The sequence below is a fragment of the Streptomyces jumonjinensis genome (assembly GCF_009600885.1).
Lineage (GTDB): Bacteria > Actinomycetota > Actinomycetes > Streptomycetales > Streptomycetaceae > Streptomyces > Streptomyces jumonjinensis.
This window is the reverse complement of record NZ_VCLA01000199.1, coordinates 59,678-79,321: the sequence shown is the minus strand read 5'-3', so window position 1 is coordinate 79,321 and position 19,644 is coordinate 59,678. Positions and strand designations below refer to the sequence as shown.

The 19,644-nt window shown below is 70.4% G+C and carries 17 protein-coding genes and 2 pseudogenes; 7 read left to right on the top strand and 12 right to left on the bottom strand.

Translation table 11 applies throughout. The annotated features are described in order from the left end of the window. Positions 1-9 precede the first annotated feature (9 nt). Positions 10-447, top strand: a complete 438-nt coding sequence (locus FF041_RS40485; RefSeq protein WP_323393620.1) for an HNH endonuclease — start codon at positions 10-12, stop codon at positions 445-447. A 399-nt stretch (positions 448-846) separates the two neighbouring features. Then, entirely contained in the window at positions 847-1,362 is a 516-nt protein-coding gene (locus tag FF041_RS35120) for a DinB family protein (protein WP_153526476.1), read from the top strand. A gap of 160 nt (positions 1,363-1,522) precedes the next feature. On the opposite strand, the gene FF041_RS35115 is transcribed toward FF041_RS35120, so the two are convergent. Further along, positions 1,523-1,753 (bottom strand): hypothetical protein, encoded by a 231-nt coding sequence (locus tag FF041_RS35115; RefSeq protein ID WP_153526474.1) that lies wholly within the window; start codon positions 1,751-1,753, stop codon positions 1,523-1,525. Positions 1,754-1,947: 194 nt separating this feature from the next. On the opposite strand from FF041_RS35115, the gene FF041_RS35110 reads away from it, so the two are divergent. The 4 genes from FF041_RS35110 (at position 1,948) to FF041_RS35095 (ending at position 6,650) form a co-directional block, all read left to right on the top strand. After that, positions 1,948-3,189, top strand: coding sequence for a tyrosine-type recombinase/integrase (locus FF041_RS35110; RefSeq protein WP_228388861.1), 1,242 nt, complete (start codon positions 1,948-1,950; stop codon positions 3,187-3,189). After that, positions 3,186-3,500 (top strand): hypothetical protein, encoded by a 315-nt coding sequence (locus tag FF041_RS35105; RefSeq protein WP_153526472.1) that lies wholly within the window; start codon positions 3,186-3,188, stop codon positions 3,498-3,500. Before FF041_RS35110 ends, FF041_RS35105 begins: the two co-directional genes overlap by 4 nt. Positions 3,501-3,551: 51 nt before the next feature. Continuing rightward, on the top strand, positions 3,552-5,591 hold the full coding sequence (locus FF041_RS35100; protein ID WP_323393618.1) for a site-specific integrase: 2,040 nt from the start codon (positions 3,552-3,554) through the stop codon (positions 5,589-5,591). 246 nt (positions 5,592-5,837) lie between these two features. Then, a complete protein-coding gene (locus FF041_RS35095; protein ID WP_153526470.1) occupies positions 5,838-6,650 on the top strand; it encodes a barstar family protein in 813 nt (270 codons plus the stop codon). A gap of 101 nt (positions 6,651-6,751) precedes the next feature. Here FF041_RS35095 and FF041_RS39795 read toward each other — a convergent pair whose 3' ends face one another. The 5 genes and pseudogenes from FF041_RS39795 to FF041_RS35070 form a co-directional block, all read right to left on the bottom strand. Beyond that, a complete protein-coding gene (locus tag FF041_RS39795) occupies positions 6,752-8,974 on the bottom strand; it encodes a tyrosine-type recombinase/integrase (protein WP_228388860.1) in 2,223 nt (740 codons plus the stop codon). Next, on the bottom strand, positions 8,971-10,071 hold the full coding sequence (locus FF041_RS35085; RefSeq protein WP_228388859.1) for a tyrosine-type recombinase/integrase: 1,101 nt from the start codon (positions 10,069-10,071) through the stop codon (positions 8,971-8,973). Before FF041_RS35085 ends, FF041_RS39795 begins: the two co-directional genes overlap by 4 nt. A gap of 305 nt (positions 10,072-10,376) precedes the next feature. Next, positions 10,377-10,556: pseudogene (locus FF041_RS35080) on the bottom strand (Tn3 family transposase); the annotation flags it as partial. Between the two features lie 116 nt (positions 10,557-10,672). Next, the gene (locus FF041_RS35075) at positions 10,673-11,527 is read right to left on the bottom strand and encodes an oxidoreductase (protein ID WP_407698226.1); all 855 of its coding nucleotides are present in this window, start codon (positions 11,525-11,527) and stop codon (positions 10,673-10,675) included. Next, positions 11,524-12,501, bottom strand: coding sequence for an NmrA family NAD(P)-binding protein (locus FF041_RS35070; protein WP_153526468.1), 978 nt, complete (start codon positions 12,499-12,501; stop codon positions 11,524-11,526). Before FF041_RS35070 ends, FF041_RS35075 begins: the two co-directional genes overlap by 4 nt. Positions 12,502-12,590: 89 nt before the next feature. On the opposite strand from FF041_RS35070, the gene FF041_RS35065 reads away from it, so the two are divergent. Then, positions 12,591-13,100 carry a MarR family winged helix-turn-helix transcriptional regulator gene (locus FF041_RS35065; protein ID WP_153526466.1) on the top strand — a complete coding sequence of 170 codons (510 nt, stop codon included), beginning with the start codon at positions 12,591-12,593 and terminating at the stop codon, positions 13,098-13,100. Positions 13,101-13,640: 540 nt separating this feature from the next. Here FF041_RS35065 and FF041_RS35060 read toward each other — a convergent pair. From FF041_RS35060 to FF041_RS35035, 6 genes and pseudogenes are all read right to left on the bottom strand, one after another. Further along, positions 13,641-14,285: pseudogene (locus FF041_RS35060) on the bottom strand (leucine zipper domain-containing protein); the annotation flags it as partial. A gap of 251 nt (positions 14,286-14,536) precedes the next feature. After that, the gene (locus FF041_RS35055; RefSeq protein ID WP_153526464.1) at positions 14,537-15,592 is read right to left on the bottom strand and encodes an ABC transporter ATP-binding protein; all 1,056 of its coding nucleotides are present in this window, start codon (positions 15,590-15,592) and stop codon (positions 14,537-14,539) included. Then, positions 15,589-16,656 (bottom strand): ABC transporter ATP-binding protein, encoded by a 1,068-nt coding sequence (locus FF041_RS35050; RefSeq protein ID WP_153526569.1) that lies wholly within the window; start codon positions 16,654-16,656, stop codon positions 15,589-15,591. The genes FF041_RS35055 and FF041_RS35050 overlap by 4 nt, the downstream gene beginning before the upstream one ends. 89 nt (positions 16,657-16,745) lie before the next feature. Then, positions 16,746-17,639, bottom strand: a complete 894-nt coding sequence (locus FF041_RS35045) for an ABC transporter permease (protein WP_153526462.1) — start codon at positions 17,637-17,639, stop codon at positions 16,746-16,748. Next, the gene (locus tag FF041_RS35040; protein WP_153526460.1) at positions 17,636-18,562 is read right to left on the bottom strand and encodes an ABC transporter permease; all 927 of its coding nucleotides are present in this window, start codon (positions 18,560-18,562) and stop codon (positions 17,636-17,638) included. Before FF041_RS35040 ends, FF041_RS35045 begins: the two co-directional genes overlap by 4 nt. Further along, entirely contained in the window at positions 18,562-19,626 is a 1,065-nt protein-coding gene (locus FF041_RS35035; RefSeq protein ID WP_153526458.1) for a LacI family DNA-binding transcriptional regulator, read from the bottom strand. Before FF041_RS35035 ends, FF041_RS35040 begins: the two co-directional genes overlap by 1 nt. Positions 19,627-19,644: the final 18 nt, after the last annotated feature.

Below are 19,644 nucleotides of genomic sequence, written 5' to 3'. Positions count from 1 at the left end.
CGCTCGTCGGTGGCAAGCGCGGCCACGAAGTACGGAGCCGAGGTGGACACCCCACACGGGCCCCGCAAGTGCTTCGAGGCCAAGGTCGAACGCCCTGGCAGGAAACCACTGGTCGGACGGTTCGGTGGCTTTCCGCTGAGGAGGCAGATAGGGGCAGTCATCCATGACGGTCCAGCGGTTCCGGCAGTCGCCCGGCGTCGGGAACTGGTTGGCCGGCTCCTGGCCGGACGATGCGAACTCTGCGGGCGCACGGGCGAGATGGTGGTCCATCACGTCGCCAAGCCCACCGACCTCGCGAAGCTGGAACCAAAGCCGGAGTGGGCTATCGCCATGGTGAATCGGCGGCGCAAGGGCCTCGTGCTCTGCACGCCGTGCCACACGGAGGCTCACGCCGGGAAGCCCTCCCGCACCATCACGGGGCAGTCGCTGGAGAGCGACGTGCGGTGAAGGTCGCATGCGTCGTTCGGGCTGGGGGCTTCGGAGAAGGACCTGCTCAGCAGGCACCTCGCCGACGGCCCACCAGTACGGACAACGGCGTTGAGGACCACGCCGAGGGCGGCGAGTTGGTCTTATCCGAACTAGCCCAGCACAACGGAGAGTTGCCGATTCCTCGGGCTCCGTAACGGAACGCGACTTTAGGAAAGTTGGGCTCCGCGGCTCGTCGGGCGTGTCGCGGAAGCCCCTTGTGGTGTTGCTGAGGTTTGATGGGTGATGTCGCTGGGTCGACGCCTTGAACTGCGAAGACGAGGGCGCGCCCCGCGGCATCATTCGAAGATCACCAGTAAATCGCGGACGAGCCCGTCACCCAGGTGCCCCCTCCCGACCGCCCTGGTAGCGTGCGCCACCATGTCACTGGAACTGGAACGCCCCCCGCGCCAAGCGGATGAACGCACTGCGCTCATCGGCTGGCTGGACCTGCAGCGGCAGATTCTGCGCTGGAAATGCGAAGGGCTGAGCGACGAGGACGCGCGCCGCCCAGTCATCCCGACCTCACCGGACATGACGATGGCCGGTCTCATCTCCCACATGCGCTGGACCGAGCACATATGGCTGGAAGTGCTGTTCCTCGGCGGCGACAAGAAGCAGAACCCCGCATTCGACGAGTCAAGCAAGAACGCCGACTGGCACACCGACGGCCGCCCCCTCGCAGAGCTCCTTGCGGAGTACGAGGCCCAGTGCACCCGCAGCAACGCGATCATTGCCGCGGCCGACCTGGACGACACCGGCCGCCACCCCGACTTCCGCGACGGCAGCGCCAACCTCCGCTGGATGCTGATTCACCTCGTCGAGGAGACGGGGCGACACGCAGGGCACGCGGACATCGTCCGGGAGCTACTTGACGGCACGAAGGGCTACTACTAGCGCAGCTCCGCGAAGCGGGGCTTCCCTCAGGAGCCAGGCCAACACGCCGCACGACCCATCCGGGAGAGCCCGTTACTGGTGATCTTCGCATGATGCCGCGCGCGGCAAACCCTCGTCTTCGCAGTTCAAGACTTCGACCAGCGACATCACGCATCAAACCTCAGTAGCCGCTGGCCGGGTCGGAGGTGAGACGGCCTGCGCTGGTTCGGAAGTCGGGCATCCCGAGGTGCACGGCGGTGTGCCGGGCGGACACGTCGCGCATCGCGGTGAGCTTCTGCTCGGCGGCGGCGAGGCTTGCCTCGATCGCCGCGACCTCGCCGAGCCAGCCCTGTTCCTTGGCCTCCTGGAAGCGGTCGACCAGGTTGGCGCGGATCTCCTCCAGCCTGGGCATCTGCTCGGGGTCGGGCCGCAGGACGGGGCAGCGGATGTCCCGTTGACCGAACTAGATTGGGCTCCCTTCGAGGTCAACTCACAGTGACGACAATGGGGTTGTGACTCCCAATGGCGGATCGTAGTGACTGCGCGTGTGGTGGTGGATCTGGTTTCATCGCGTGTCGTCCAGTAGGTCGGCCCGTGGAGGAATGGATGCCAGAGCACAACACGACGGTCCGGGACGTGGCGACGCTGAAGGTTGCGAGGGTCGGCCGTGTCGAGAAGACCGATGACCCTCTGCGGCCGTTCCGGTTCGTAGACGCTGATGGCACCGAGGCGGCGGCGGTCAGTGAATTCCTGCACCACATGCTCGCCGACGACGCGAGTCCGACGTCGCTGCGGTCCTGCGCCTATGAGCTGTTGGCGTGGGTCCGGTTCTTACGCGCCGTGGACGTTCCCTGGCATCTGGCGAGCCGCGTCGAGGCCCGTGACTTCGCACTGTGGCTGAAGACCACGAAGAAGCCGCCCCGGCGGCGCCGTCCCGGGCTCGGTGAACCCGGTCACGGGGAAGGCCGCGCCCGGCGAGAACTATGCCGCTCGGACCAGGCGGCACGCTCGCGCGGTGATCCGCTCGTTTTACGAGTACCACCGCGAGACCCACGGCCGACCGCTGATCAACCCGTTCCCGCAGGGCGGGGCTGCCGACGAGGGGAGTCCGAATGCACATCACAACCCGATGCAGCCGTTCCGGCAGCCCTCGCGCCGGGGCACCTATCAGCCAAGGAGCCCAAGCCGACCCCGAGAATCATTCCTGAGCAGGAATTCAACGACCTGTTCGCCGGGTTGAAGTACAACCGGGACAGGGCTCTGATCGCGTTCTACATCTCCATCGGCGCCCGCGCCTCTGAACTGCTCGGCGTCCCGCAGGGCCTGGTCGCGCCCGGGGACCAGACGATCGGCGTGGTCCGCAAGGGCAACCAGGTCTTGCAACACCTTCCCGCCTCCGCCGACGCGTTCGTGTGGCTGCGGCTCTACCAGCAAGAACTGCGCGGCATGGTCCCCAAGCACCCGTCGGAACCCCTGTGGTGGACGCTGCGACGGCCCTTCCGCCCACTGGAGTACGACGCCGCCCGGATGGTCTTCACCCGTGCCAACCAGCTGCTCGGCGCGAACTGGACCCTGCACGACCTGAGGCACAGCACGGCCAAGAGAATGGTCCGCGATCCGAACCTGACCCTCGCCGACGTGCAGTGGGTCATGGGACATGCCCACATCACCACCACGGAAATCTACATCGCTCCCACGCCCGACGAGGTCGTCGCCCACGTCCTGGCCCACCATGAACGACAGCGCGCCGAGCAGGTCAAACCGCCGGCCCCGCCGGCGCCGGGTTACCGCCCCGAGGTGCTGGCAGCGCTGTTCGGCACTTCGGCTGCGGGCGGCGAAAACCGGTGAACCCGACCGCGAGCGTCGACGTCGCCAGGGCCGTCGAGCCACACGAGGTAGACAAAGCGCTGGAGTGGGAACCGCGAGTAGGCGAAGCGAGCTGGTGGCAGACCCGTCAGAGCCGGGAGAGCCTGGTCGAGCGGCTGCTGGGATTGTTCACCGACCCCGGTGCGGGCCTGACCCGCGACAAGACCCGGCGGCGGGGCCTGGGCAAGCTGCTGGACTGGCTCGAAGGCCAACCCGGAGAGACTTGGCAGGATCGCTGGATGGCCAGCGGGGTGGACGACGCCGGCTTCGAGTGGACCGATCTGCCCCTCTAGGGACGCGGCACACCCAAGAGCCACTGGCGCGATGAACTGGCAACGGGCCTGGTGTTCCTGGTCGCCGGGCAGGCGATCCGCCCCAGCTACCCGTGGCTGCTGTGGCAGCGCGTGACGGTGATGCTCTGCGAGTCACGGGCCGCCATCGACCCCGATGCATTCCAGCAGCTCGGACAACTGGCCCAGCACGCGACCCCGACAGCGAGGTCTGACGCCCTGAACAAGCTCACCTGGATCGTGATCCGCAAGGGTGGGCTGGTCAGCGACATCACCGTCGGCGACTGCATCGAGCTGATCGCCGCACTGGAGGAACACCACTTCCGCGGCAGCGCCGGCCGGCCGCTGTTCTACGCCCTACTCAAGGAGACCGGCGTGCTCCCGGCCAGCGCACCGCTGCGGCTGCGGGCGCTTCGCGTCGAGGGCCGCCGCAGCGTCGAGCAGATCGTCGACGCGTACGGCATCGAGTGCCGGGCCGTCCGTGACCTGCTGGTCGAGTACTTCACTGAGCGGGCTCCCGAGCTCGACCACGTCTCGCTGCGTTCCATCGCCCGCAACCTGTGCCGGTTGTTCTGGCGTGACCTGGAGATCCACCATCCGGGCATCGACTCGCTCCGGCTGGCGCCCGAGGTCGCCCAGACATGGAAGGAACGCCTGGCCTACATCCGTGACGCCCAGGGCCACCCGGTGCGGCAAAGGGTGAACTTCCGCAGCGAGCTGGTGTTCGTCCGGGCGTTCTACCAGGACATCGCCCGCTGGGCCGCCGACGATCCGGCGCGATGGGCGCCCTGGGTGGCGCCGTGCCCGATCAAGGCGAACGAGTGCGCGGCGAAGAAGTCCCGGTCCGGGGTGAAGTCCCGGATGGACCAGCGGACCCGGACCCAGCTGCCGCTGCTGCCTGCCCTGCTTCGTGCCGTCGACCGGCAGCGCAAGGACGCCGAGGCCCGCATCACCGCGGCTCGCGCGACGCCGGCCGGTGGACGGTTCCAAGTCGCCGGGGAGGAGTTCGAGCGCTGCGGGTCCGGGCAGGCCCGCCGCGTCTACGTCACCGAGGTGGCCGCCGGCAGGCGGCGGAACCTGACCCACGAGGAGGAGGCGGCGTTCTGGTCCTGGGCGACGGTGGAGGTGCTGCGGCACACCGGCATCCGGATCGAGGAGATGCTGGAGCTGACCCACCACAGCTTCATCGCCTACACCCTGCCGACCACCGGCGGGGTGGTGCCGATGCTGCAGGTCGCCCCGTCCAAGACCGATGCGGAGCGTCTGCTGCTGGTCTCCCCGGAGCTGGCGGAGGTGCTGACCGCGGTGATCTTCCGGGTCCGGGCTGGGAACGCCGCTCTGCCGCTGGTGTCGGCCTACGACGTGTTCGAGCAGACCTGGAGCCCGCCCATGCCGTTCCTGTTCCAACGCCGGTACGGCACCGAGGACAGGCCGCTGACCCGCAGCTACATCCGCGAGTGTCTGGTCGCGACCTCGCAGTCCGCCCAGATCACCGCGGTCGGCGACCCGCTCGAATGGCGCCCTCACGACTTCAGAAGGATCTTCGTGACCGACGCCATCCGCTCCGGACTGCCCCCGCACATCGCGGCGAAGATCTGCGGCCACGCCGCTTTGGACACGACCATGGGCTATGCCGCGATCTACCCGGAGGAGGTGATCTCCCATCACCGGGCCTTCATCGCCCGCCGCAGAACCGAGCGGCCCAGCGAGGAGTACCGCGAGCTCACCGCCACCGAGTGGGACGACTTCCTGGCCCACTTCGAACTGCGCAAGGTCGCCCTGGGGACCTGCGGCCGCGACTACGCGACCCCGTGCCAGCATGAAAACGCCTGTGTCAGATGTCCCCTACTGCTCGTCGACCCGGCCCAGATGCCACGCCTCCAGGAGATCCACGCCAACCTCATCGACCGCCTCCAGGAGGCCAAGGACCAGGGCTGGCTCGGCGAGGTCGCCGCCATCGAGACCACCCTGGCCGCCGCCGCGCAAAAGCTGGAGGCCATGCGCGACCGGGCAGCGCAACCGTCCACCGTCCACCTTGGCATGCCCGACTTCCGCCGCGATGCCGGACGGAGCAGCGCCGAGTCCGAGGACTGAGCGCCAGCGCGTTCCCTATCTTCGACCAGCGAAATGCCGAGCCTCTCATGGAGTGCCGGGCCTGGCAGGATGCCCGGATAGAGATCTTGGAGGAAATCGAAGGCTTGGGCGCGGACGGTGCCGCCGCAATCAGTTGCGTCGGCATCACGCTACTCGGCGATACTCCATGCCGACAGGACGCACGGCGAGCTCGTTCGAAGGGCCCCGACCTGAGCTCCTGCAGGAACGGCAGATGACGAGGGTGAGATGGAAGCGACAGGCGAACGGGAAGAGTGCAGGTACTCCCTGACCGGCGACGACGACGAGGACACCCCTTGGGGTTTCGCTCACGATTGCACGGGCTTGTTCACGCCGCTCAAGGATGACCACCGGTTGGTCGACTTGCGCGGATGTGCACCGGAGGGTGGGCTGCTGGCCGCTGTCGACCGTGTCGGTGGACGTGACGCCTGCGCCGGGAACGCCTACTTGACCTTGCTCGATGCCGCTGGCGCCACGATGGGGTCTTACTTCGTCGGCGGCGTCACCGTGACCGCCGTCAAGCCGTCAGCTCTCGGTAAGGGCCTCTTCGATGTCACGGTCCGGCTCTGGTGCCAAAATGCGTTTCCTGGCTCCGCTGGGGTGTGGGAGCTGATTCGTACCAGGCAGTTGAACCGAAATGGACTGTGGAGATCCGTGGGCCCGGCGGGCCGCCTTGCATGGTTGTCCGTGGCCATGTTGTCCCGGGGATACCGGCACCGGACCGACAATGGCGACCGGGCACCGGGGCACGTGTTCAGGCTGGACGGCCGTCAGGTCATCGACGTCGACAGCTTCTATTGTGCGCTGGGCGAAGCGGTCGACGGGCCCGGCGGGTACTTCGGATGGAACCTCGACGCCTTGGACGACTGCCTCGGCGGAGGCTGGGGTGCCTCTCCTCCGTTCACGTTGGAATGGCAGCACTCGGAGGTAGCCAGGACACGGCTCGTGAGACAGCGTTCGCTGCACCAGGGCACTGCGACCTTGTTCGAGGTTCTCCTTGAGATCTTCGCCGACCACGGGGTCGAGGTCGTCCTGAAGTGAGGCGGCGACCGCCCGTGGCGCTTCGCACGCTGGCGGGCGGCCGGCAAGCAGTTGGCGGCGCGACACGCCCGAATACTCCCGGGCGCCAAGATTTCCAACCACTACTTTGAGCAACTCGACTGTGATCCGCCCCGCCAGACTGCCAGCTGGGCTAGTTCGGATAAGCACGCGTGTTCGTGGACGCAGGGGGTGCCGAAGTCGCGGGCGCAGGTGCCGAGGGCGCCCTTTCGCAGTTCGAAGTGGGCCAGGAAGTCCTGCCACTCCTGCGCGGTGGGCTCGTGGTACTCCTCTCCGGGCCGTAGCGACCGGCGTCGGGCGATGAAGGCCCGGTGGTGGTTGATGACGTCTTCGGGGTAGATCGCGGCGTATCCGAGAGTCGTGTCGACCGTCCGGTGGCCGCAGATGCGGGCGGCGATGTGCGGGGGCAGGCCGGTGCGGAGGGCGTCGGTCACGGAGATTCTTCGGAAGTCGTGAGGTGTATATCGAAGCGGCATGTCGCCGGGCCCGGTCAGCCCGCTGGCGACGAGGGCGTCGCCCAGGCAGGTGTAGATGTAGTTGCGCGGGATGGCTCGGTTCTCCGGGCCGTAGCGGCGTTGGAAGAGGAAGGGCATCGGTGCACTCGACAGACGTTCCAGAGTGTCGTAGGCGGAGACCAGAGGCATGGCCGCCTGTCCGCGCCGGACGCGGTGAATGACCGCCGTCAGTACCTCGCCGAGTTCCGGGGAGACCAGCAGCAGTCGTTCCTGGTCGAGCTTGGAGGGGGCGACCTGCAACATGGGCACAATCTCGCCGGTGGTGGGGAGCTGGTAGGCGACGAAGCTGTGGTGGGTGAGCTCCAGCGCCTCCTCGATGCGCATGCCGGTGTGGCGGAGGACCTCGACTATGGCCCAGGCCCAGAACGCGCGTTCCTCTTCCATGGTCAGATCCCGCCGCCGCCCGGTGGTGGGGTCGTCCGCATAGACGCGGGTTGATACCCCGGCCCGGCGGAGGAGAGTCTCGCCGGCCGGGGTGATGAACGTGGCCCCGGCTGGAGTCTCCCGCCCCGCGGCGAGACACCTCTCGGCGTCCTTGAGCTGCCGTTCGACAGCTCTGACCAGGGCCGGAAGGGCAGGCAGCAGGGTGCGGGTGCGCTGGTCCATGGCTGCCTTGCGTCGGAGCCGGACCTTGCCGTGATCGGTGTCGCTGTCGCGGATAGGACACGGCGCCACCCAGAGGCCCCAGCGTGCCGGCTCATCAGCAGTCCAACGGGCGAGGTCCTGATAGAACGCCCTGACCCAGGTGAACACGGTGTGCACGTTCACCCGCGGGCGGAGGGGAATGCCGTGCCGGTCGCGGACCATCCGGACGCGTTCCCGCCAGGCGGTGACGGTATCGGCGTCCAGCCGGAGCGAATCAATGCCCGGGTGGTGCTTCTCCAGGTCTCGCCAGAACAGTGCGGCCAACGCGCGGGCCATGTCCTCCAGCGTGGTGTAGTCGATGTCGACCGCGCGCTCGGTGAGGTAGTCCACCAGCAGGTCGCGTATCGCGGTGCAGGCGATGCCGTGCCGGTCGACCAGGGCCGCCGGCGTCAGCTGCCCCGGCAGCATCACTGTCTTGAGCCGTGCGGGGGCATCGGGTCCGAATACTCCGAATGCCGCGAGGAGAGCGTAGAAGAGGTGCTTGCCGTGGTAGCCGTTGGTCTGGTGTTCGCCGATGGCGTGCTGGAGCTCGACGCAGTCGCCGATGGTGATGTCCCGGACGGTCCCGCCCTTGCTGGTGACGATCCAGGTAACCCGGTTGAGCGCGTTGTTGCAGTCGTTGGACCCCGAGTGGCCGGTGGCCGAGTACTGGTCCTTGAGCGCCGCGAACCCGTCGGGATCGGTGACGCTGCGGATGTGCGCCAGCAGTTGGGCAGGCCGCTGTCGCAGCAGCCACGGGTAGGCGGGGCGTACGACCTGTCCGCCCAGCAGCGGGATCATGCCGCAGGACAGATCTGCGCGGTCGTACTTGCGTTCCCGATGACGTTCGGTCAGCCACTGCATCGGCAGACGGGTCCATTCCCGGCCGGCTTCCTCGGCCCCGCTGGCCAGCCAGCGCTCCTGCCAGGTGTGGCCGGGCTGGTCCTCCAGCCAGTCGAGCAGCTTGACCAGACCTCGGCGGCGTGTGCGCTGGTTGGTGTCGGTGTCCGCGGTGAACGGCAGGGCGACCGTGCGTTCCAGTACTTGCTCACGCGTCTCCTGCGTCTGCCACCAGATCGTCGGCACCTCGCGCGGCTCCTGCCCCGCTGGCAAAGGAGCGTGGCGGATGGGGGCGGAGGGCCGGACGGCTACTGTCTCGGTGGTCATGCCGGGCCTCCGCCGAGTGCGGCGGAACCGAGCAGTGTCTGGAGGACCTCGGAGCGGTAGCCCGGGGCAGGCATCACCGGCTTGACCGGCTCGGCGGCCCGTCGGGCGTGGTGGGCCAGCACGTGCGCGACGACTTCGTCCTCGGCGGGTTCGAGGTACTGCTCGATGGTGCTGATGTGGAGGTGTCCGAGGACCCATTGGACGTCGGTGAGTGACAGCTTGGGGTCGCGGATCATGCGTTTCGCCGCACTGTGCCGCAGGTCGTGGAGCGTCCAGTTCGCGCCCAAGGTGTCGTTGGCCGGGGTGAACACCATGCGCGCGGCGTCGTAGCTCAGCGGTCGGAGCGGGCGCCGCAGGGTCCACCACAGCGGTTCCTCTGGCCCGTCGAGGGCCTGCGGGCGGATCTGCTGCTGGTAGAGACGCAGCCAGACGAATGCGTCGCTGGAAGCCGGGATCCATTGCAGAGCCTGGGAGCCCTTGCGGATGACGCCGATCGTCTGGTCTCCGGGGCTGACCCGGTCGCGGGTCACGCCGAGCAGTTCCGAGGCTCGTGGACCGGCGGAGATGTAGAAGGCGACCAGAGCGCGGTCGCGGTGCGAGGGCAGGGCTGCGAACAGCTCGTTGAACGCCTGGTCGGGGATGCCACGCGGGGCTCGCCGGGGCTCCTTCGGCTGGTAGGGAGCCCGGCGGGTGGGGTGCCGGAAGGCGTGCATGGGGTTGTGGTGGGCGTTGAGGTGCTCGTCCTCAGCCCGCTTGGCATTCGGGAACGGATTCAGCAGCGGCCGGCCGTGCATGTCGCGGTGGTACTCGTAGAAGCTGCGGACCACCGCCCGTGCATGTCGCCGAGTGCGGGGCGCGTAGTTCTCACCTATGTACCGTTTGCCGGTCACCGGGTTGATCGACCCGGGCGGCGGAGTATCCGGGCGCCGGGGCCGTGGTGGCTTCTTGACCGTCTTGAGCCACAGCGCGAAGTCCCGGGCCTCCGCCCGGCCCGCCCGGTCCCACGCCACCTCGACGGCCCGCAGGAACCGGAACCATGCCAGCAGCTCGTATGCGTACGAGCGGAGAGATGTCGGGCTGTCGTCGTTGGCGAGCATGTCGCGCAGGAACTCGCTGACTGCCGCTACTTTCGGTCCCGTCCGCGTCGAGCAACCGGTACGGAGGGGTTGGGTTGCCGGTCTTCTCGACCCGGCCGACCCTTGGCACCGCAAGGGCCGTGACGTCCCGTAACTCTGCACTCTCCTGCACCTGATCCTCCGTAAGTCACCGTGGTCTCTACGACTCGTGATGACAGCACATCAGGACGGCGATGTGGGGCGGCCTCGGCAGCAGCCTGGCCGGGCTGAGGACCGTTCTAGTCACCGTGCGTCGACCTGCGGGGCCTCGTCGGCTCACTCCCCAGTAGTTCGGTCAACAGGTCCTCCTGGTCCTCCCGGTACGCCTGGCGGATCTGGCCCCGGCCGCCGTGGCAGATCGCGCGGGCCAGCCCGTGGCGGGGCTCCTGCACGGTGAGCTGCCGGTTCATCAAGCGGCGGTAGGTGTCGTCAACCGGGGCGACCACGGCGAGCAGGTGCATGGCCTTGTCGAGCAAGGCCGGAACTGCGCTGTCACGGCGGCCGGATCCTCGGCTGAGTCTGAGTCTGAGTCTGAGTCTGAGGCGGGGGCCGCAGCCGCGATCAGGCCGGGGCCGGGCCGGGGTCAGGGTGCGCGCAGCATTCCGCCGTCGATGACATGGTCGGCTCCGGTGATCCAGGCGGCCTCGTCGGAGACGAGGAAGGCGACGAGCGCGGCGATGTCCTCGGGTGTCCCGGGGCGTTGCAGCGGGATGCCGCCCAGTCCGGCCACCCATGTCTCCAGGGCCGTCTCGCGATCCGAGCCGTCCCGTGCGGCGGTGCGTTCCAGCAGCTCCTCAGCGGCCGAGGTGATCGTCAGCCCGGGGGAGATCCGGTTGACGCGGACGCCCCGGGGGCCGAGCCGGTCGGCGAGGTTCTTGCTGTAGGCGGAGAGGGCGGCCTTGGCGGCCGAGTACGCCGCGGCCTCCTCCATCGGTTCGTGCGCGGCGGTCGAGGAGACATGGACGATCACCCCTGCGCCCCGGGCGATCATGCCGGGGAGGACGGCCCGGTCGAGGCGGACGGCACCCATCAGATTGGTCTCAAGGTTGTGGCGCCACTCCTCGTCGTCGGTGTCCAGGACGCTGTCGGGACGGGTGACGGTGCCCCCGGCGTTGTTGATCAGGATGTCGACACCGCCCAGCTCTGTCTCCGCCGCGCGGGCCACGCGGGCCGCGTCGTCGGCCACGGCGGCGTCGGCGGTCACGAAGCGCACTCCCTCGGGGAGTCGGCCGCCGGGGGCGCGCGCGGTGGTGAGCACCGAGGCGCCCTCGGCGACCAGCCGCGCCACGATCGCGGCTCCGATGCCCCGGGTCCCGCCGGTCACGACCGCCCGCCGTCCGGCCAGACGCGCGGCCCCGCCGGTACGGGCCGTGACGCCGGTGGCGGTCGTGCCGGCCGTGAGGGGCGTGCTGTCCGTCGTCCGCGTTCCGGTACTCACCGGACAACCTCCTTCGCGTGCTGCGCCAGCCAGTCGGGGAGCGACTGGAGGCCGGGGTTGAGCGCGCGTACGGCGTCGAGGTCGCGGTCCCCGGTGAAGGTGTCGGCGGCCCGGACGTAGTACGCGAACATGTTCGCCACTTCGTCCGCCGCGAAGGCGCCGGAGGCGCGGTACTCGTCCAGGCTCGCCGGCCGGTAGACGACCTTCTCGCCCAGGGCCGCCGTGAAGAGTCCGGCGATCTCCGCGCCGGTGTGGTGGGCGCCCGCGATGCTGACGGTCCCGCCGATCAGCTCGGGGTGGCGGAAGACGCCCAGCGCGGTCCGGCCGATGTCCTCGGAGGCGATCGCGGCGAGGTGGGCGCCGGCCAACGGCAGGGTGAGGATGAGCGTGCCGTCCCCGGCCCGCACCGGTCCCATGCCCTGCAGGAACGCCTCGTAGAAGAAGGTGGTGCGCAGGAAGGTGGTGGGAACGCCCTCGGCGGTGAAGAGCCGGTCCGCCTCGGCCTTGGCGTCGAAGTGGGGCACGGTGTAGTCGCCTTCGAGCACCGGCACCGGCATCTGCCCGTCACCGCCGCGGAGCACCTCGCGGGTGTCCTCCAGGGTGGACCAGATCAGATGCCGGAGCCCGGCGGCCCGCGCGGCACGGGCGGCGTTGCCCGCCTGTTCCCGCTCCATCCGGGCCGCTGTGCGGCGGCGTACGTCCGCCTCCGGGCGCGGTGCCCAGAAGTTGGTGACGACGAAGGCTCCGTACGCCCCTTCGAACGCGGCGCGGACGGACGCCTCGTCGTCGAGGTCGGCCGCCACCACCTCGGCGCCCGCAGCGGCCAGGCCCCGGGCCGAGGCTGAGCCGGGGTCACGGGTCAGGGCGCGCAGGGCGAACGGGCCGTCGCGGTCGGCCAGGACTGCGCGGGCGAGGCCGCCGCCCTGTGAGCCGGTCGCGCCCACCACGGCGATGATCTTCTTCGCTTCGGGCATCGCTCTCTCCCTAGGTTGACGTATCAACTTCGCTGTCTCCACGGTAGGGCTGCTTGGTTGATACGTCAACCGGGAGCTAGGATGGCGGCATGCCCGACGAGCCCTGGCTGGACGAGGCCGAACAGCGCGCCTGGCGGTCCTACCTCCATATGCAGCGCCTGCTCACTGTCCGTCTCTCCTCCCGTATGCAGCGTGACTTCGACCTCTCGGCGGCCGACTACGAGATCCTGGTGAATCTCTCGGAGGCCGCCCACGGGCGCATGGGGCCGGGCGAACTGGCCGAGGCCACCCAGTGGGAGAAGAGCCGGCTGTCCCACCACCTCACCCGGATGGAGCGGCGCGGCCTGGTCAGCCGCGAGCCCTCACGGACCGGCCGCTACCCCGACGTCCAGCTCACCGAGGCGGGCCGCGCCGCGATCCGCCGGGCCGCCCCCGCCCACGCGGCGGACGTCCGCGCCCTCTTCGTGGACGTCCTCGGCCCGCAGCACCTCGCGCGCTTCGCGGAGGACTGCCGGGCGGTCACGGCCGCACTGGACGCGGAGCAGCGACCCCCGGCCCCCGCCCCCGCCGCCGGGCAGGAGCCCGGGCCGCCGGCCTGACCGGGCCCCGGCGTCCGGTTCGCGCATTCCCCTCGGGCCGTCGCCGCCCGGACCTGTCGTCGACCAGGCTGTACGGGTAGCGGTTCATCTCCCGCAGGTGTTGGTGGATGCGGTTCCAGAAGTCCCTGCTGCGGCCGATCTCGACTCGCGGGGTGGGCCCGGCGATTCCCAGCACGTACAGCCAGTGCCCGACCGCGCCCGTGTCGAGCAGCTCATCGCCCAGCCGCCTCAGCAGTCGCTGTTGCAGGCGCAGGACGGGCCGGGGAAGCGGCCCGGCGCTCCGGCCAGCAGGATCGGCCATGCCTCTTCCTGGAGCCGCCGGACGGTAAGGAGGGGCAGGCGGCGGGGAGGCACGAGTTTCATGAGCGGGGCGGGCGGGAACGGGGACGTATTCGTCAGGGCGTGCGTTCTCCTCGCAGCGGCGGCCAGATCTTGGCAGGGTTCCGTCGATGGGCTCAATCCCGCCGGGAGAGAGGGAGAGCCATGTGCCCGCCAGGTGTGGGACTTGCAGCAGGCCCCGTTGTCGGTCAGGACGCGTTAGACGGTGATCCCGCATGAGGTGAAGAACGCCTGTGCCCGCCGCCAGAAGCCGGTGGCGGTCTCCTTCTTCTCGTCGGTGAGGATCTCGCTGTAGGCGAGGCGGGAGTGGTCGTCGACGGCGGTGTGGATGTAGCTGTAGCCGGTCCAGGAACGCTGCTCGCGGCCGGCTTGGCGGCCCAGTGCCCTGTGGCCGCCGCCGTCGGGGACGTTGCCGGGATTCTTGATGTCGGCGTGGACGAGTTCGCCGGGCTCCCCGCGTTGTGGCGTATGACACGGCCGGTCGCGCGGTCCAGGTGCGTGAGCCTGGCCAGCCGGTAGCCGGTCAGCACGTGGTGGACGGTGGAGGGCGCCAGTCCGAGGAGGTGGGCGAGGCGGGCCGGGCCCCAGCGGCGCAGGGTCCGGATCCTGATGACCCGGCGCTCGGTGCGGGTCGGTGTCCGCCGGGGACCGCGGTGCGGGCGGGAGGACCGGTCGCTCATACCCGCCTCGTCCAGGTCCCGATAGCGGGCGGCCCAGCGCTGGGCGGTGGTGGGCGATACCTGGAAGCGTTCGGCGGCGCGGCGCGGCGGCCAGCCGTCCTCGACCACGCAGCGGGGCCGGACGCAGCCGTCCGAGCTCGGTCAGGGGTGCATGACGGTGGGGCATGAGGGCCTTCTGTCGTTCGGTGGAGATGTCGCAATCCACACCGAGCGACAGAAGGCCCTCACCCGTTCAAGATTCCTCAGCCGAGACTGCATCACCCGTCCACAACCTCCCTGGACAGAACAGCCAGGGCTGCGGGCAGGTCAGCTCGGCGAGGAAAGGGGTGCTGGTTGCCACCTCGTCCCCGAGGGTGATTCCGTGCCGGGGAAGCAAGGCCGGACCGACGCAAGCCGGCCCGGCCAGCCAGCCGGAGATCAGGCTTGCTTCTCCTCCGCGGCCTCCACCGATGCGGCGGCTGCCGCGCCCTGCCCCGCGAAGTGGCACGCGGCCGGGTGCTCGCCATCGCCCCGTGCCCGCAGACCCGGTGCTTCGGTGGCGCAGACGTCGGCCGCCAGCGGGCACCGGGTCCGGAACCGGCACCCCGAGGGCGGGGCCGCGGGGGAGGGGACCTCGCCGGTGAGCGCGACCTCGGTCGCGCTGTCCGGACGGTCCCGGACCGAGGGGGCGGCCGAGAGCAGCGCCCGGGTGTAGGGGTGCTGCGGGTCGCCGAAGACCTGCGCCGCGGTGCCGCGCTCCACGATGGTGCCCAGGTACATCACCGCCACCTCGTCGGCGATATGGCGAACCACGTCGAGGTCGTGGGAGATGAACAGGTACGCGATCCCCAACTCGCCCTGCAGGTCCGCGAGCAGGTTGAGGATCTGGGCGCGTACGGACACGTCCAGGGCGGAGACCGCCTCGTCGCACACGACGAGCCTCGGCCGCAGCGCGAGCGCCCGCGCGATGCTGACCCGCTGGCACTGCCCCCCCGACAGTTCGTGCAGGCGGTGCCCGGCGTACGACGGGTCGAGCCCGACCAGGTCGAGCAGGCGTGCCACCTCGGCGGCGTGGTCGCCGGGAGCGACCCGGCCCCGGTGGATGCGCCACCCTTCGGCGACGATGTCCGCCACGCGCATCCGCGGGTTCAGGGACGTGTACGGGTCCTGGAAGACCATCTGCAGGTCGTGGGCGACGCGCCGCCGCTGCCGACGACCCGCCGACGCCAGGTCGAGACCGGCGAACGAGACGGACCCGGCGAACGGCTCCAGCAGCCCCACCACCGAGCGGGCCAGCGTCGACTTCCCGCACCCGGACTCGCCCACGACGCAGACCGTCTGACCCGCCCGGACCGTCAGGTCGACGCCCGCGACCGCGTCGACACGGCGGCGCCTGAGCCCGGACCGGCCGGGAACGGTGTAGCCGGCGTGCAGGCCACGGATCCGCAGCAGGTCCGCGTCGGCCACCGGCGGGCTCGTACGGGTGGCGCTCATGAGGGAACCTCCGTGCCGGTCGCCCGGGCGAGGACCCGGTCGCTGTGATGGCAGGCGACCGAGTGCTGCCCAGTCGCCGGGCCCGGCCGGGAAGCCGCCAGGGGCACGAGCGGGGGATCGTCGGTCCGGCACGTCTCGGTCGCGTAGGGGCAGCGCGGCGCGAAGGCACAGCCGGCCGGGCGGTGTCCGGGGGCCGGCGGCTGACCGTCGATGGGGACGAGCCGACCGGGGCGGGCGGGGTCGGGCACCGCGTCGAGCAGCCCGCGCGTGTACGGGTGCGCCGGGCTGGTGTAGACGTCGTCCAGGGCACCGGTCTCGACGATCCGGCCCGCGTACATCACCGCCACGTCCTGAGCGACGCGGGCCACCACCCCCAGGTCGTGCGAGACGAGCAGCATCGCCATCCCCGTGTCGGCCTGCCGGGCGGCGAGCAGCCGCAGGATCTGCGCCTGCACGGTGACATCGAGCGCGGTGGTGGGCTCGTCGGCCAGCAGGACCGCGGGATCCAGGGTGAGCGCCATGGCGATGACCGCGCGCTGCCGCATTCCGCCGGAGAACTCGTGCGGGTACTCGCGGTACTTGTGCTCCGCGTCGGGGATGCCGACCGTCCGCATCAGCTCGACGGTCTGCTCCCGGGCGGCACGGCGTCCGGTGCCGCGACGGCGCCGCAGGGTCTCGGCGATCTGCCAGCCGACGGTGAAGGACGGGTTCAGGGCGGCCATCGGGTCCTGGAAGACCATGGCCACCTTCGTGCCCCGCAGCCGCCGCCACTGCGCGTCGGTGAACCCGGCCGTGTCCCGGCCGTCGATCTCGACCGAGCCGGCGCCGACCCGCGCGCCGGCGGGCAGCAGACCCATGAGGGCCAGCGCCGTCAGCGACTTGCCGCTGCCCGACTCCCCGACCAGGGCGGTGACCCGTCCGGGTACGAGGTCGAGGTCGACTCCCCGGACGACCGGGAGTTCGTCGCCGCGACCGCCGAACCCGATGTGGACGCCGCGAAGCCGTGCGGCGGGGGACCGCTCGGCACCGGTGGTGCGCGCGCCGTCGCCGGCGGTGGAAGGCATCGCCCGCTGCTCTCCGCTCATATCCGGGACCGGCATCGCCCGCTGCTCTCCGCCCATATCCGGGACCGGCATCGCCCGCTCCTCTCCGCTCATATCCGGGACCGCGGATCGGACACGTCACGGAAGCCGTCGCCGATCACGCCGACCGCGGTGACGACGAGCGCGAGGGCCACCGCGGGCATTGTGGAGATCCACCACGCCGAACCCAGATAGTCACGCCCCACGGAGACCGTGGCGCCCCACGACGACGTGTCGACCGGCACGCCGAGGCCGAGGAAGCTCAGCGACGCCTCGGCCACCATCACCAGGCCGACCTGGACCGTCGCCGCGACGAGCAGCGGCTGCCAGCAGGACGGCAGCACATGGCGGACCATGATGCGTATGTGCCCGGCGCCCAGCACCCGCGCGGAGTCGACGAAGTCGAGCCGGCGCGTCGCCATCGCCGACGCGCGGGCGACCCGGGCGAAGACGACCCAGCGGGTGATCGCCAGGGTGACGACGATGTTGGTGACGCTCGGGCCGAGCACACCGGCCAGCAGGATCGCCAGGAGGATCGACGGGAAAGCCAGTTGGATGTCGCCGACGCGCGAGGCGATCGTGTCCGGCCAGCCGCCGAAGTACCCCGAGACCAGCCCGACGACGAGGCCGACCGCACCGCCCACCAGGACGGTCGCGCAGGCGACCAGGAGCGAGATCCGCGACCCGGCCAGCAGGTTGGCGAGTAGATCGCGCCCCATCTGGTCGGTGCCCAGCCAGGCGACAGCCCCCGCCTCGGTGCGCTCTCCCGGTGCCAGAAGCCGGTTCGGCAGGTCCGTGGCGACCGGGTCGTACGGGTGCAGCACCGGCCCCACGACGGCGGCGAGGACGAAGAGCGCCAGCACCCCGCCGCCGATCCACACGCGGACCGGCACCCGCCGCGCGGCGCCGAGGGCGGAGCGGGTCCGGGCGGCGGCGGGGCGGTCGGCCGCGGCCGTGCTGCTCATGCGTCCTCCGGGGTGAGGCGGGGGTCGATGACGAAGTAGACGACGTCCACGAAAAGGTTCAGGACGATGTAGGACAACGTGATCGTGAGGATGGCGGCTTCGACGACCGCGTAGTCGCGGTTGGTGATCGCGTCGACCATCAGCGAGCCGATCCCGGGCCACGAGAAGACGACCTCGATGATGACCGCGTTCGCGATGAAGTTGCCCATCAGCAGGCCGAGTACGGTGACGACCGGAATCGCGATGTTGCGGCCCACGTGCACGTACTGGATCGTCCCCTCGGGCACGCCCTTGGCGCGGGCCGTACGGGCGTAGTCCTTGGCCCCCTCCTCCAGCGCGCTGCTCCGCACCAGCCGCGCGAGCCAGCCGATGAAGGGCAGCGACAGCGTGAGGGCCGGCAGCAGGACCGCGGCGGGCGAGCCGTCCACGGTCGCGGGCAGCCAGTCGAGATGGCGGGCGAACAGCAGGATCAGGACGATGCCGAGCCAGAACGACGGGATGGCCTGACCGGCCAGCGACCCGGTGGAGACCACCAGGTCGAGCACTTTCCCGGGGCGGCGGGCGCACAGCATCCCCAGCGGGATCCCGATGGCGACGGTCAGCACGAGCGCCGCGAGCGCCAGGGTCAGGGTGGCGGGGAAGCGTTCGAGCGTGTTGGTGAGGGCCGAGCCGCCGAGCCGCCAGGAGTCGCCGAGGTCGCCCCGTACGATCCCGCCCAGGTGGTCCACGTACTGCCGCCACAACGGGTCGTCGAGGCCGAAGTCGGACCGTACGCTCTCCAGTTGGCCGGCCGAGGCATCGGGCCCCACGATCAGCTTGGCGGGGTCTCCCGGGACGGCGCGCACGATGACGAACACCAGCGTCAGCGCCCCGAAGGCGACCACCACGGCCTGCGCCAGGCGTTTGGCGAGGAACGCGCCCATCAGCGCTCACCTCTTCGGAGCGGCCCGGCGGAGGCACGTACGACGAGTTCGGGAGCCAGCAGCGTGTGGATCGGCTCCGTGTCCACCGCGCCGGACCGGACGCGCTCCAGGAGCCGGTCGACGCCGGCCCGGCCCACGTCGGGCGCGGGCAGCCGGACCGTGGTCAGCGCCGGATCGAGATACGCGGAGAACGGATGGTCGCCGTGGCCGACGACGCCGATGTCGACGCCGACCCGGAGCCCGCGCTCGGTGAACGCCCGGTAGAGGCCGAGCGCGTGGTAGTCGTTCCCCGCCAGGACGACGGCGCCGCGCCCCGCTCTGCGGGCGAGGTCCGCGCCGATGGCGTACGCGGCGCCAGGGTCGAACGGCGCCGAGACGGGGACGCCCTCCGGGGCGTCCACGCGCACCACCGCACCGTCCGGAGCGCCGATCCCGCGGGCCGCGAGCGTCTCCTGGAACCCGCGGATACGCTCCGACACCGGCGAGATGTCCAGGTCCTCCTCGACCAGGTACAGCTCCCTCGCGCCGCTGTCCAGCACATGCTCGGTCGCGGCGCGGGCACCGGCGTAGTAGTCGACGCCGACGACGTCGGCGTCCAGCTCCGGCAGATGGCGGTTGAGCAGCACGACGGGCGTGCCGGACTTGCGCAGGCGGCGCCAGTGCTCCGCGCCGTGCTGGACCGGGATCGCCAGCACCCCGTCGACGCCCCAGCGCATGAGCTCCTCGGCGGCGCGGCGCTCGTTCTCGGCCGAGTCCTCGGTGACCACCAGCATGAGCGAGTATCCGCGCTCGCGTCCGCGCTCCTCGATCGCGGAGATGAGGCGGGCGAAGAAGGGGTTGGACGGGTTGGTGATGACGAGCCCGAGGGTCATGGCGTTCCGCAGCACGAGGGAGCGGGCCATGGTGTTGGGCACGTAACCGAGCCGTTCTGCCTCCCCTTTGACGCGTTCGCGCGTCTCCGGGCTCACCGCGTCCTTGTCGGCGAGCGCCCTGGACACGGTGTTGACCGACAGGTCCAGCGACAGGGCGATGTCGCGTAGCGTCGGCCGGCGGCGTGGGCTCATGGGATTCTCCGGCGCGGT

What these genes read in the sequence shown, in the direction of transcription:
- FF041_RS35110 (WP_228388861.1), top strand. Translation starts at nt 1,948, where the DNA reads ATGCCAGAGCACAACACGACGGTCCGGGACGTGGCGACGCTGAAGGTT.
- FF041_RS39795 (WP_228388860.1), bottom strand. Translation starts at nt 8,974, where the DNA reads ATGACCACCGAGACAGTAGCCGTCCGGCCCTCCGCCCCCATCCGCCAC.
- FF041_RS35065 (WP_153526466.1), top strand. Translation starts at nt 12,591, where the DNA reads ATGCCCGACGAGCCCTGGCTGGACGAGGCCGAACAGCGCGCCTGGCGG.
- FF041_RS35040 (WP_153526460.1), bottom strand. Translation starts at nt 18,562, where the DNA reads ATGGGCGCGTTCCTCGCCAAACGCCTGGCGCAGGCCGTGGTGGTCGCC.
- FF041_RS35035 (WP_153526458.1), bottom strand. Translation starts at nt 19,626, where the DNA reads ATGAGCCCACGCCGCCGGCCGACGCTACGCGACATCGCCCTGTCGCTG.
- FF041_RS35115 (WP_153526474.1), bottom strand. Translation starts at nt 1,753, where the DNA reads ATGCCCAGGCTGGAGGAGATCCGCGCCAACCTGGTCGACCGCTTCCAG.
- FF041_RS35050 (WP_153526569.1), bottom strand. Translation starts at nt 16,656, where the DNA reads ATGCCTTCCACCGCCGGCGACGGCGCGCGCACCACCGGTGCCGAGCGG.
- FF041_RS35055 (WP_153526464.1), bottom strand. Translation starts at nt 15,592, where the DNA reads ATGAGCGCCACCCGTACGAGCCCGCCGGTGGCCGACGCGGACCTGCTG.
- FF041_RS35085 (WP_228388859.1), bottom strand. Translation starts at nt 10,071, where the DNA reads ATGCTCGCCAACGACGACAGCCCGACATCTCTCCGCTCGTACGCATAC.
- FF041_RS35045 (WP_153526462.1), bottom strand. Translation starts at nt 17,639, where the DNA reads ATGAGCAGCACGGCCGCGGCCGACCGCCCCGCCGCCGCCCGGACCCGC.
- FF041_RS35095 (WP_153526470.1), top strand. Translation starts at nt 5,838, where the DNA reads ATGGAAGCGACAGGCGAACGGGAAGAGTGCAGGTACTCCCTGACCGGC.
- FF041_RS35070 (WP_153526468.1), bottom strand. Translation starts at nt 12,501, where the DNA reads ATGCCCGAAGCGAAGAAGATCATCGCCGTGGTGGGCGCGACCGGCTCA.
- FF041_RS35120 (WP_153526476.1), top strand. Translation starts at nt 847, where the DNA reads ATGTCACTGGAACTGGAACGCCCCCCGCGCCAAGCGGATGAACGCACT.